The organism is Sulfitobacter marinus, assembly GCF_900116285.1.
GTDB classification, from domain to species: domain Bacteria; phylum Pseudomonadota; class Alphaproteobacteria; order Rhodobacterales; family Rhodobacteraceae; genus Sulfitobacter; species Sulfitobacter marinus.
On sequence record NZ_FPAJ01000007.1, the window covers coordinates 41,347 to 53,281 of the forward strand.

An 11,935-nucleotide genomic window follows, 5' to 3' on the forward strand; every position below is an offset into this window, starting at 1 on the left:
ATGGGCGCTTATATTCTTCGACGGCTATTGCTGATTATTCCCACTTTGATTGGGATTATGCTGATCAACTTTGCGCTGGTGCAATTTGTGCCCGGCGGCCCGGTTGAGCAGGCAATCGCCCGTATTCAAGGCGGCGGTGACGTGTTCGAAGGGTTCTCTGGTGGGGGGAATGACGCGGGTAATGCGGATGTCGCAGGCAACACCGAAAACTATGTTGGTGCGCGCGGGTTGCCCCCAGAATTCATCGCCGAGCTTGAGAAAGAATTTGGCTTTGACAAGCCCCCGGTCGAACGGTTCCTGAACATGATGTGGAACTATATGCGCTTTGATTTCGGAGAGAGCTATTTCAGGTCGATCAGTGTGATTGATTTGGTCAAGGAAAAGCTGCCGGTGTCGATTACGCTGGGGCTGTGGTCGACGGTGATCGCCTATCTGGTGTCGATCCCGCTAGGTATTCGCAAGGCGGTCAAGGACGGCACGGCCTTTGACACATGGACATCGGGCGCGATCATTGCGGCTTATGCCATCCCGGGGTTTTTGTTCGCGATCTTACTGTTGGTGCTGTTTGCGGGCGGGTCATACTGGCAGATATTCCCGCTGCGGGGGCTGACATCGGATAATTTCGATCAACTTAGCCCGCTGGCCAAGGTCGGCGATTATTTCTGGCACATCACGTTGCCGGTGCTGGCATCGACTATATCGGCCTTTGCAACGCTGACCTTGCTGACGAAAAACAGCTTTCTGGACGAGATCAAAAAGCAATATGTGATGACGGCACGGGCCAAAGGGTTGTCGGAACGCAAGGTGCTCTATGGCCATGTGTTCCGCAACGCGATGTTGATTGTGATCGCGGGTTTCCCCGCGGTATTTATCGGCGTCTTCTTCGGCGGATCGTTGATTATCGAGACGATATTCAGCCTTGATGGCCTTGGCCGTTTGGGGTTCGAGGCGGCCGTGGCACGCGATTATCCTATCGTGTTTGGCACCTTGTTTATCTTTGGTTTGATCGGGCTGCTGGTCGGTATTCTGTCCGACCTGATGTATGTATTTGTTGATCCACGGATCGACTTTGAACGGCGCGAGGGGTGATCTGATGGCATTGTCCCCCCTCAATCAGCGCCGCTGGCACAACTTTACCCGCAACCGCCGCGCCTATTGGAGCCTTTGGATTTTCGCAATCCTGTTCGGGATTTCGCTGTTTGCCGAATTTGTGGCGAACGACAAGCCGATCTTGGTTAATTATCGCGGCGAATACTTTATACCGATCTTTCAGTTCTATCCCGAAACGGCATTTGGCGGTGATTTCCAGACCGAGGCGGTTTATCGCGACCCCGAGGTGAAATGCCTGATTGCGACCGGCGGGCTGGTTGATTGTTTTGACGATCCCGATCAGTTGATCGAGGACGCCCAAGACGGTGAGATTGACGGCCAAGCGATCGACAAAGGCTGGGCGATCTGGCCGCCGATCCCCTATTCGTTCAACACCGCTGTGGACCGCCCCGGTGCCGCACCTTTGCCGCCCAACCGTCAGAACCTTTTGGGCACCGATGGCACCAAGCGCGACGTGTTGGCACGGGTCATTCACGGGTTCCGGTTGTCGATCCTGTTTACCTTGATTGTGACAGGTGCAGCATCGCTGATCGGTATTATCGCGGGGGCTGTTCAGGGGTTCTTTGGCGGTTGGACGGACCTGATTTTTCAACGGGTGATCGAGATATGGTCGTCCACGCCTTCACTTTATGTGATCATCATTATGTTCGCCATTTTGGGGCGCAGTTTCTGGCTGCTGGTGTTCTTGCTGGTTCTGTTCAGCTGGACGTCATTGGTGGGGGTCGTGCGGGCCGAATTCCTGCGCGCGCGGAACCTTGAATATGTGCGCGCGGCGCGGGCGCTTGGGGTGGGGAACGTGACGATCATGTTCCGGCACATGTTGCCCAACGCGATGGTGGCCCTGCTGACGATGCTGCCCTTTATCATCACCGGTACAATCAGCACGCTGGCAATCCTCGATTTTCTGGGCTTTGGTTTGCCGTCCTCGGCCCCGTCGCTGGGCGAACTGACGTTGCAAGCCAAGCAGAACCTGCAAGCACCTTGGCTGGCGTTCACGGCGTTCTTTACCTTTGCCATCATGCTGTCTTTGCTGATCTTCATCTTTGAGGGCATCCGTGATGCATTCGACCCAAGAAAGACATTCTCATGACTGGTATGCCAACCACGACCGAGACCAAATCTGCCCTGCTTGAGGTCAAAGATCTGCGTGTGTCCTTTCGTCAGGAGGGAGCGTTAACGCAGGCTGTTAAAGGTGTCAGCTTTACCGTTGAACGGGGCGAGACTGTTGCCTTGGTCGGTGAATCCGGTTCGGGCAAATCGGTGTCGGCGCTGAGCACGGTATCGCTGCTGGGTGACAGCGCCGAGGTGTCCGGGTCTGTCCTGTATGACGGGCAGCAGATGATCGGGGCGAGCGATGCCTTGCTGCGCAAGGTGCGCGGCAACGATATCAGTTTTATCTTTCAAGAGCCGATGACCTCGCTGAACCCGCTGCACACGATTGAAAAGCAGTTGGGTGAATCGCTGGCGCTGCACCAAGGGGTCGTCGGCACCGCCGCGCGACAACGTATTCTTGAGCTGCTGAACAAGGTGGGGATCAACGATGCAGAATCCCGTTTGGGGGCCTATCCGCACCAGCTGTCAGGCGGGCAGCGGCAACGCGTGATGATCGCCATGGCACTGGCCAACAAGCCCGATGTGCTGATCGCCGATGAACCGACAACGGCGCTGGATGTGACTATTCAGGCGCAGATTTTGGACCTGTTGAAAGAGCTGAAAGACAGCGAAGGCATGGGCCTGCTGTTCATCACCCATGACCTTGGGATTGTACGCAGGATTGCGGACCGTGTTTGCGTCATGCAACACGGCGAGATTGTCGAGCAAGGCCCAACGGCCGAGATTTTCGATAACCCGCAGCACGCCTATACGCAAAAGCTGCTGGGGGCAGAGCCATCAGGCCGTCCTGACCCTGTGCCTGAGGGTGCCGAGGTGATCGCAAGCACCGATCACCTGAAGGTTTGGTTTCCCATTCAGCAAGGTTTCCTGCGAAAGACTGTTGATTACGTCAAGGCCGTGAATGACGCCAGCCTGACGGTACGTGCGGGTGAAACCGTTGGGATCGTGGGCGAATCCGGGTCGGGCAAGACCACGATGGCGCTGGCGATTATGCGGCTGATTGCGTCCGAGGGTGGCATAAACTTTGCGGGGCAAGATGTGCGTAAATGGTCGACGCGGGAATTGCGACGCCTGCGTAAAGACATGCAAATCGTGTTTCAGGACCCGTTTGGCAGCCTGTCGCCACGGATGACCTGTATGCAGATCATCGCCGAGGGGTTGACCATCCATAACGTTGATCCCGACCGAAATCAGCGAGAATTGGTCCGCGATGTCATGATCGAAGTGGGGTTGGACCCCGCCACGATGGATCGCTATCCGCATGAGTTTTCAGGCGGCCAGCGCCAACGCATAGCCATTGCGCGTGCGATGGTATTGCGGCCGCGTTTGCTGGTGCTGGACGAGCCGACCTCGGCGCTGGATATGACCGTGCAGGTGCAGATCGTTGACCTGCTGCGCAATCTTCAGCGTAAGTACGGGTTGGCCTATCTCTTCATCAGCCATGACCTGAAAGTCGTGCGCGCGATGTCGCATAAGGTCATCGTGATGAAGCGTGGGGATGTCGTTGAGTATGGCGATGCCGACACGCTGTATGACAATCCGAAATCGGATTATACGCGCAGCTTGTTGCAGGCGACCACCTAGGAAATAGACGGTCGGTGCCTGTTTAGCTGGGGCCGATCATGAAACAGCTGACATTGCGTGCGGCCAAACGGCGGCAGGCCAGATCAGCGGTTTCGCGGGTCATGCCGAGAAAATTCGCGTCATAGCCTTGAGGGCGCTGGACCACTTTACGCAATGTACCGTCAAGCGTCGAAATCTCGGACAGGGCGGTTTTGACCAAAACGGTTTCGGCAGCATAGCGGCTGGGGAAACGACCCACATTGACGCCCCAGTGACGCCCGCCCGATGTCGATACGCGGGTCACGACCTCTTGTTGTTGCGTTACCGCTTTTGCGGTCTTTGTTGGCGTGATCGAGGCGATTAACCCGCTTGGCCGCGCGGTGGGGCGTGGCGATACAGCGGCAAGGCTGGCGGGTTTTACATCCTTGACAGGGGCCGCTGCCACAGCCTGTTTAACTGCGGCATTGATGTCTTTGGCCAGCAACGGCGAGGTTGCCACCGGTGCCTCAGCCGTGGCGATGACCACCGCGTCGTTGCTGGTGGGGCGCAGCTGTGGCCGCTTGGATTTCGTGACCGCGCCGACCAGGCGGATCGTCTTGCCCGCGCGGCCGGAATTACTGGCAACGGGTGTGTTTTCGATATCGGCGTAAAGCGGTTTGACCGGTTTCATAAGCGGCGCTCTGGACGGTGCGCGGCGGAAACCAAGATCCATCAATTCAGCGACTTTTGCGTTGCGCGCGGTGGTCGAGGTGCCGCCAAAAACCGTGACGATGATCCGTTCGTTTCCACGCTCTGCCGAAGCTGTCAGGTTAAAGCCCGCAGCGCGCGTGTAGCCGGTTTTGATCCCGTCGGCACCTTTGTAGGACGCCAGAAAACGGCGGTTGGTATGGCTGACCTTGCGCACGCCTGCATCGGCTGTGATGCGGGAGAAGAGGTTATAATATTCAGGGAAATCATAGAGCAGGTGACGGCCCATGGTGGTCATGTCACGGGCGGTGGACATGTGGCCCGATTCCGTCAGGCCGTGGGCGTTTTTAAAGGTGGTGTTGGTCATGCCAAGCGCCTTGGCCATGCGGTTCATGCGGCGTGCAAACTTGGCTTCGGAGCCCGAGATCGCTTCGCCGATGGCGGTGGCCGCGTCATTGGCCGATTTCACCGCAGCACCCCGGATCAGGTAGCGCAGCGCGATGGTCTGGCCCGGCCGCATGCCCAGTTTGCTGGGCGGTTCGGACGCCGCGTGTTTGCTGATCTTAACCTTGGTATCAAGCGAAATTTCACCGCGTTTGATTGCGTCAAATGCGATGTAAAGTGTCATCATTTTTGTGAGAGAGGCGGGATGCAATCGCGTATCAGCATTACGGGAGTGAAGAACCTCGTTGGTTCTAGCGTCAATGACGTACGCGGCATAGGGGGCCGCCATGGCGCTGAGGGGGAGCACCACCAAAACCCAGATAGCCGCAAGAATGAATAGCCCATACCGGGCCGGCTGCACGCGCCGCGCTTTCATAATAACTGCCTTTTGCTCTGCCTCGGACCGCCGATTTTTCGACTGGCCACTAATTATTAAGGTTACCGTACCACAACTCGGATTTTCGATAAACCCTTTGAAATTAAGGATTACATGAAAAGGTGAATATTCTGTGAGCCACATCTAGCGGGTGCGATTCGCACAACCACTACTGAGGCGATTGTGACAGTAATGTGCCGCTAGCTTGGCGGGAATACCGCGAATCTTGTGCCGTTGGTGATTTGCCAAGATCAGGTGAGAATTTGTTCCAACTCTGACAGATCGCCAATTTGCCGAAACCGGGGGGCGTGATGGGGGGCGTCGGCGTGTTCAAGCGCCCAGGTTTGCCCATGCGGCACATGAATGCCCCAGCCGCCCGCATCCACCATCGGAACCACATCGGATTTCATCGAATTACCGACCATCATGCCCTGTTCGGCACCGTCGCCAAACTGCGAAAAGATGCGCCTGTAGGTCGCCGGGGTTTTGTCGGACACGATCTCGATCCCGTTGAACATTTCGCGCAGTCCTGACAGGGCAAGTTTGCGTTCCTGATCCAAAAGGTCGCCCTTGGTGATCAAAACCAAAGTATAGCGGCCTTGCAACGCCGCGAGGGTTTCCTGCGCATGAGGAAGCAAATCGACGGGATGCGAAAGCATTTCGCGGCCCGCATCCAGAATTTTGGCGATGACGCTGGCTGGCACTTTGCCGTTGGTCACATCAATTGCGGTTTCAATCATCGACAAAGTGAAGCCTTTGATCCCAAAGCCATAATGGGGAATGTTGCGCTGTTCGGCGACCAGCAAGCGTTCCATCAGCCTGTCGGGTTCGGTATGTTCACGCAGTAGGTCGGCAAAGTGATCTTGGGTCAGGACGAAATAATGCTCATTGTGCCAAAGCGTGTCATCGGCATCAAACCCGATCATCGTTAACGGTTTGGTCATCTTTCCAAGACCCTCTTTTATAAAGTCTGTTTCAGTCTATATAAACGCCTAAACGACTCACTTGAACACTTCTCTCGCAGCAGGAGCAGCAATGCGCCTTGATGATATCATGATGGCTGACAAGGATCGCGACGACGAAGACGTCGATCTGCTGACCAAAGTCAAACCCAAAACAAAGCGGCCGCCGCTGTACAAGGTGATGCTGCTGAATGATGATTTTACCCCGATGGAATTCGTGGTGCACGTGCTTGAACGCTTCTTTGGTCTGAACCATGCACAGGCGTTTGAAATCATGCTGACGGTTCACAAAAAGGGTCTGGCAGTTGTGGGTGTGTTCAGCCACGAGATTGCCGAAACCAAAGTAGCGCAGGTCATGGATTTCGCGCGCAGGCATCAGCACCCGCTGCAATGCACCATGGAAAAAGAAGAATAACACGTGATTGATGCACGTTTGCAGCTGGCGCTTGACGGCGGTGGCCTAGAATTACCAGATGAGGGGACGATTGCCGTCTTCCAGCCGCCCCGTGACAGTGATTTGCCCAGCCTCGACAAAGCCCGCGTTCAGATCATTCAGAATTTCAAACCAGATTATGATGCTTGGGCGGCGCGCGGCTATGACGTGGTTCGCAGCTTTGAGGGTGACTATGCGGCCTGCATCGTGTGCCTGCCCCGCGCCAAGGCAGAAGCGCGCGCGATGATCGCCGACGCTTGCGAGGCCTGCGATGGCATCGTGGTGATCGACGGCCAAAAGACCGACGGCGCTGACAGCATCCTGCGCGAGATGCGCAGCCGCGTGACGATTCACGGGCCGATTTCAAAGGCGCATGGCAAACTGTTCTGGATCGCCGAACCTGCCGCAGAATTCTTTGTGGATTGGAAACAGGGGCCGGAACGTACCGATGGCGGTTTTTGGACCGCGCCGGGCGTCTTCTCGGCGGATGGGGTCGATTTGGCTTCGGCGCTTTTGGTGGACGCATTGCCGGAAAAGCTGGGCGCGGAAGTCGCCGATCTCGGCGCGGGTTGGGGATTCCTCGCGGCTCATATCCTGACGCGGGAAAGCGTTCAAAAATTGTATGTCGTAGAAGCAGGGCATATGGCGTTGGAATGCGCGCGCCGGAATGTCGGCGACGACCGTGCAGAATTCCTGTGGGAGGATGCCACGGCGTGGGAGCCGCCGCATCGCTTGGATGCGGTTGTAATGAACCCGCCATTTCACACCGGCCGCGCGGCCGAACCACAAATTGGTCAGGCCTTTGTCGCGGCCGCCGCGCGTATGCTATCAGGGCAGGGCAAGCTGTGGATGGTCGCGAACCGCCATCTGCCCTATGAGGCCGAGCTGAAAGCCCGCTTTGCCCATGTAGAAGAGATCGGCGGGGATGCGCGGTTCAAGTTGTTTCATGCAGCCCGGCCCCTGAAAAACCGCCGCTAAGCGCCTTCAGCGCCATAAGGAACAGTTTTTATGTCATTTTCGATCAAAGGCAAAAACGTCATTGTGACGGGCGCGGCAAACGGGATCGGTCTGGCGATCGCGCGGCAGTTTGCTGACAAAGGTGCCAACGTCATGTGCGCCGATATGGATGAAAAGACGCTGGCCGAAGAATTTGGCAACACCAAGGACGAGGGCAATATCCGCTTTTTTGCGGGCGATTTGCGTCAGCGTTTGACGATTGCCAATCTTGTGTCCGCAACCATTGATGCCTTTGACGAGGTCGATGTACTGGTGAACGCATCGCGGCAGTTTTTGCCAACGGATGCATTGAACAACGATGATACCAGCGTCGAAACACTGTGGCAGGACAATGTGATGACCGCGCTGCAGCTGACGCAGCAAGTGTCGAAACGGATGATCAAGCAAGCCGAAAGCCGGCCCGAAGGGGTAATGGGCAGCATTATCAATCTTAGCTCGATCGCATCGCGACACACGCGACCCGAGCTGATGGCCTATTCGATGGCCGCCGCCGCGCTGGAGCAGATGACGCGGTCGATGGCATTGACGCTGGCCCCGCACCGGATCCGGGTGAATGCTGTTGCGTTCGGGTCGGTGATGAGCGGATCATTGAAGGCTTCGGTCGCGGATAACCGCGAATGGCGCGACGATATTCGCAGCCACACGCCGCTTGGCCGCATCGCATCGCCCTCCGAACTGGCGGATACCATTCAGTTTCTCGCGACGGATAGTTCCAGTTTTATGACCGGCGAAGTGATCGTGGTGGACGGTGGCCGTTCGCTGCTGGACGCGGTGGATGCACCGGCGCACTGATCTGCGCGAAAGAGGTAATAGCATATGACAGATGATTTCGAGGCGGCAAAAACCCGCGCGGCAGCATGGTTTCGTACATTGCGAGACCAGATTGTGGATGCGTTCGAAGGGTTGGAAGCAGGGCACGATGCCGGGCCGTTGGCCGATGCGCCTGTGGGCAAGTTCGAGGTCACGCAAACCAAGCGCAGCAGCGACGATGGATCGGATGCCGGTGGCGGATTGATGAGCGTCATGCGCGGCGGGCGTGTGTTCGAGAAAGTCGGTGTCAATATCTCGACCGTTTATGGCACATTGGGCGAACGCGCGCAGGTTGCGATGGCGGCGCGAAAGGGCATTCCCGGCATGAAAGACGACCCACGGTTTTGGGCCTCTGGCATCAGTCTGGTGGCGCATATGCAAAACCCCCATGCCCCGGCAGTTCACATGAACACCCGCATGTTCTGGACACCCCATGCGTGGTGGTTTGGTGGCGGGTCGGACCTGAACCCTTGCATCGAATATGCCGAGGATACGGCGCATTTTCACGACCAGCAAAAGGCGCATTTGAATCCGCATGGTTTGGGATTGTATCCCAAGCTAAAGGAATGGGCCGACGAGTATTTCTATATCCCGCACCGCAACCGTGCGCGGGGTGTGGGCGGTATTTTCATGGATGATCATTGCACCGGCGATTGGGAGGCGGATTTTAAGCTGACCCAAGATATCGGCCGTGCGTTTTTGCCAGCCTATGTCCCGCTTGTTGAAAAGCGCAAAGCGCAGGGCTGGGATGACGCGGATAAGGATGCCCAACTGGTGCATCGCGGGCTCTATGCGGAGTATAATCTGGTTTATGATCGCGGCACAAAGTTCGGGCTTGAGACCGGGCATGATGCCAACGCCGTATTGATGAGCCTGCCGCCCCTCGCCAAATGGGTGTGACGTTCTGACAGCGGGCACGGGGGTCAGCCCCCGTCCTGCGGACTCCCCCGGGATTTTGGACCATTTGGAAATGGGTCGCGGGGGGGCTATGTGCCCCCGTGCCAGTCGAAGAAATGCGGGCCGGCCTGGGCGAGCAGTTCCTGGGCGAGGTCGACGCCCATTTGACCGCCATCCGAGATTGGGCCGTTGCGGGTGCCTTTGATGACCTCTGATCCGTCGGGGCGCAAGACTTCGCCGCGCAGGTGCAGGGTGTCGCCGTCCAGCGTGGCAAGCCCTGCGATAGGCGTTTCGCAAGAGCCGTCCAGTGTGAGCAGGAAGGCGCGTTCTGCGGTCAGGCGTTGGCCTGTGGGGGTGTCGTGAATGGCGGACAGCAGCGCCTCTGTATCGGCGTCACCAGCGCGGCGTTCGATGCCGATGGCCCCTTGGGCGACTGCGGGCAGCATGTCGGTGTCGTTGATGGGGGTGGCGGGGACGTTTTCCATGTCCAAGCGGTTCAGCCCTGCCATGGCGAGGAAGGTACATTCTGCCACGCCATCGGCCAGCTTGCGCAGACGGGTCTGCACGTTGCCGCGGAATTCGACGACCTGCAGATCGGGGCGCTTGTGCAGCAATTGCGCGCGGCGGCGCAGGCTGGAGGTGCCGACAACCGCGCCTTGGGCCAGTTGATCAAGGGCGGACATCTGGGGAGCGACAAAGGCGTCGCGGGGGTCCTCGCGCGGCAGGAAAGTATCGAGCAGCAGGCCACCCGGTTGGATAGTCGGCATGTCCTTCATCGAATGGACGGCGATGTCGATCTTGCCCGCCAGCAGGTCTTCTTCGATTTCGCGGGTGAACAGGCCCTTGCCGCCGATGTCCTTGAGGGGGCGATCCTGGATCATGTCGCCGGTGACCTTGATCACCACCACCTCGAACGCGGTCAGGGGCAGGTTGAACGCCGCTGACAGCCGCGCACGGGTTTCATGGGCTTGGGCCATGGCGAGGGGCGAGCCACGGGTGCCGATGTGCAAAGGGTTCTGAGGGGTAGGCAGGGTCAGGGTCATGAAGTTCTCTTTGGGCCAAGTCAATTTTGTGCGACAATGCGGCACCCGCGCCTTGACTTCCAGCCCTCACATCTTGACCAAGGCAAAAGATTACCTGAGGAGCCGACACATGGCGCAGACAACAGCCCCAACCAAAACCATTTTGCGCGCTTTGGCGGGTGAAACGCTGGCGACACCGCCGATCTGGATGATGCGTCAGGCGGGGCGCTATCTGCCCGAGTATAAGGCCACGCGCGCCGAAGCGGGGGATTTCCTGTCGTTGTGCTATAATCCTGATCTGGCGACCGAGGTGACTTTGCAGCCGATCCGGCGGTTCGGGTTTGATGCAGCGATCTTGTTTGCGGATATTTTGCTGGTGCCACAAGCGCTGGGGGCCGATCTGTGGTTCGTCACCGGCGAAGGGCCGCGCTTGTCCACGGTCACCACCCAAGCGGATTTTGATCAGTTGAAGCCCGTGGACGATATCCACGAGACGCTGAACCCGATCTATCAAACCGTGCGCAACCTTGCGGGGGCGTTGCCACCGGAAACCACGCTGATCGGTTTTGCGGGCGCGCCGTGGACGGTGGCGACCTATATGATCGCGGGGCAAGGCACCAAGGATCAGGGGCCTGCGCACCAGTTGCGGATCAATGACAACCCGCTATTTGAATCGCTGCTGAACCTGATCACCAAGGCGACGATTGAATATATGTCGGCGCAGATCGAGGCTGGCGCGGAGGTCATGAAGATTTTCGACAGCTGGGCGGGGTCGCTTTCTGGCGAGGCGTTCCAGAAATACGCGCTGGAGCCGGCGCGCGAGATCACCCAAGAATTGAAGAAGCGCCACCCCGGCATTCCTATCATTGGCTTCCCGCGTGAGGCGGGCGATCAGTATATCGGCTTCCACAAGGCCACTGGTGTGGATTGCGTTGCGCTGGATAATTCCGTGTCTGCTGAGTGGGCTGCGGCCAATGTTCAGGTGGATGGCTGTGTGCAGGGCAACCTTGCGTCACGCCATATGGTCACCGGTGGGCAGGATTTGATTGATGAGACGCGCAGCATCGTAAAGGCCTTTTCCAAAGGGCCGCATATCTTTAATTTGGGTCACGGCATCACGCCAGACGCCAATCCTGACAACGTTCAATTGATGATTGATACGGTTCGCGACGCAGGTTGATGACATTAGATTGGTTTTGGCCCTTGACGGGGGCCAAGGCCCGTCATATTCGAAGCGCCGATGGCGTTATAGCTCAGTTGGTTAGAGCGAACGACTCATAATCGTTAGGTCCCTGGTTCAAATCCAGGTAACGCCACCATCCCCCACCCCTGAAATTTTGCGGTTTGGCCCGAAATATGCCGACCATAGCATGTCCGACATGTGAAATATTATGCATCACCGAAGAATTTCGTTTGACGGTTACAAAGTCAGCCGCGCTAAGTTGCTTTAATCTGTGGGTTTTACCAATGCGCAAAGGCCAATGCGGCATTGCACAGAAAG

At 57.4% G+C, this 11,935-nt stretch carries 11 protein-coding genes and 1 tRNA gene; 9 read left to right on the forward strand and 3 right to left on the reverse strand.

What is annotated here, in order from left to right:
• The 3 genes from BM347_RS16020 to BM347_RS16030 are packed head-to-tail and all read left to right on the forward strand — an operon-like array spanning nt 1 to nt 3,807.
• The gene (locus BM347_RS16020) at nt 1-1,089 is read left to right on the forward strand and encodes a microcin C ABC transporter permease YejB (RefSeq protein WP_093917518.1); all 1,089 of its coding nucleotides are present in this window, start codon (nt 1-3) and stop codon (nt 1,087-1,089) included.
• 4 nt (nt 1,090-1,093) lie between these two features.
• Entirely contained in the window at nt 1,094-2,200 is a 1,107-nt protein-coding gene (locus tag BM347_RS16025) for an ABC transporter permease (protein ID WP_093917519.1), read from the forward strand.
• Nucleotides 2,197-3,807 (forward strand): ABC transporter ATP-binding protein, encoded by a 1,611-nt coding sequence (locus BM347_RS16030; protein WP_245764300.1) that lies wholly within the window; start codon nt 2,197-2,199, stop codon nt 3,805-3,807. The genes BM347_RS16025 and BM347_RS16030 overlap by 4 nt, the downstream gene beginning before the upstream one ends.
• 22 nt (nt 3,808-3,829) lie before the next feature.
• On the opposite strand, the gene BM347_RS16035 is transcribed toward BM347_RS16030, so the two are convergent.
• Both BM347_RS16035 and BM347_RS16040 read right to left on the reverse strand, forming a co-directional pair.
• Complete coding sequence (locus BM347_RS16035) at nt 3,830-5,293, reverse strand: D-alanyl-D-alanine carboxypeptidase family protein (RefSeq protein ID WP_093917520.1); 1,464 nt, start codon at nt 5,291-5,293, stop codon at nt 3,830-3,832.
• Between the two features lie 251 nt (nt 5,294-5,544).
• A complete protein-coding gene (locus tag BM347_RS16040) occupies nt 5,545-6,237 on the reverse strand; it encodes an HAD family hydrolase (protein WP_093917521.1) in 693 nt (230 codons plus the stop codon).
• Between the two features lie 91 nt (nt 6,238-6,328).
• Here BM347_RS16040 and clpS point away from each other — a divergent pair, with 91 nt between their 5' ends.
• From clpS to hemF, 4 genes are read left to right on the forward strand one after another with little or no spacing between them, the layout of a single operon-like run.
• Nucleotides 6,329-6,670, forward strand: a complete 342-nt coding sequence (gene clpS / locus BM347_RS16045) for an ATP-dependent Clp protease adapter ClpS (RefSeq protein WP_093917522.1) — start codon at nt 6,329-6,331, stop codon at nt 6,668-6,670.
• 3 nt (nt 6,671-6,673) lie between these two features.
• The gene (locus tag BM347_RS16050) at nt 6,674-7,666 is read left to right on the forward strand and encodes a class I SAM-dependent methyltransferase (protein ID WP_093917523.1); all 993 of its coding nucleotides are present in this window, start codon (nt 6,674-6,676) and stop codon (nt 7,664-7,666) included.
• Nucleotides 7,667-7,696: 30 nt separating this feature from the next.
• Nucleotides 7,697-8,497 carry an SDR family NAD(P)-dependent oxidoreductase gene (locus BM347_RS16055; protein WP_093917524.1) on the forward strand — a complete coding sequence of 267 codons (801 nt, stop codon included), beginning with the start codon at nt 7,697-7,699 and terminating at the stop codon, nt 8,495-8,497.
• 24 nt (nt 8,498-8,521) lie between these two features.
• Complete coding sequence (gene hemF, locus BM347_RS16060; protein ID WP_093917525.1) at nt 8,522-9,415, forward strand: oxygen-dependent coproporphyrinogen oxidase; 894 nt, start codon at nt 8,522-8,524, stop codon at nt 9,413-9,415.
• An 86-nt stretch (nt 9,416-9,501) separates the two neighbouring features.
• On the opposite strand, the gene hemC is transcribed toward hemF, so the two are convergent.
• Nucleotides 9,502-10,455 carry a hydroxymethylbilane synthase gene (gene hemC / locus BM347_RS16065; protein WP_093917526.1) on the reverse strand — a complete coding sequence of 318 codons (954 nt, stop codon included), beginning with the start codon at nt 10,453-10,455 and terminating at the stop codon, nt 9,502-9,504.
• 109 nt (nt 10,456-10,564) lie between these two features.
• On the opposite strand from hemC, the gene hemE reads away from it, so the two are divergent.
• A complete protein-coding gene (gene hemE / locus BM347_RS16070; RefSeq protein WP_093917527.1) occupies nt 10,565-11,614 on the forward strand; it encodes a uroporphyrinogen decarboxylase in 1,050 nt (349 codons plus the stop codon).
• Nucleotides 11,615-11,676: 62 nt separating this feature from the next.
• Nucleotides 11,677-11,753 (forward strand) — tRNA-Met (locus BM347_RS16075).
• Nucleotides 11,754-11,935 lie beyond the last annotated feature (182 nt).

Excerpts from the sequence above, each read along its gene's own strand:
- BM347_RS16020 (WP_093917518.1), top strand. The coding sequence starts at position 1 with ATGGGCGCTTATATTCTTCGACGGCTATTGCTGATTATTCCCACTTTG.
- BM347_RS16025 (WP_093917519.1), top strand. The coding sequence starts at position 1,094 with ATGGCATTGTCCCCCCTCAATCAGCGCCGCTGGCACAACTTTACCCGC.
- BM347_RS16030 (WP_245764300.1), top strand. The coding sequence starts at position 2,197 with ATGACTGGTATGCCAACCACGACCGAGACCAAATCTGCCCTGCTTGAG.
- BM347_RS16035 (WP_093917520.1), bottom strand. The coding sequence starts at position 5,293 with ATGAAAGCGCGGCGCGTGCAGCCGGCCCGGTATGGGCTATTCATTCTT.
- BM347_RS16040 (WP_093917521.1), bottom strand. The coding sequence starts at position 6,237 with ATGACCAAACCGTTAACGATGATCGGGTTTGATGCCGATGACACGCTT.
- clpS (WP_093917522.1), top strand. The coding sequence starts at position 6,329 with ATGCGCCTTGATGATATCATGATGGCTGACAAGGATCGCGACGACGAA.
- BM347_RS16055 (WP_093917524.1), top strand. The coding sequence starts at position 7,697 with ATGTCATTTTCGATCAAAGGCAAAAACGTCATTGTGACGGGCGCGGCA.
- hemF (WP_093917525.1), top strand. The coding sequence starts at position 8,522 with ATGACAGATGATTTCGAGGCGGCAAAAACCCGCGCGGCAGCATGGTTT.
- hemC (WP_093917526.1), bottom strand. The coding sequence starts at position 10,455 with ATGACCCTGACCCTGCCTACCCCTCAGAACCCTTTGCACATCGGCACC.
- hemE (WP_093917527.1), top strand. The coding sequence starts at position 10,565 with ATGGCGCAGACAACAGCCCCAACCAAAACCATTTTGCGCGCTTTGGCG.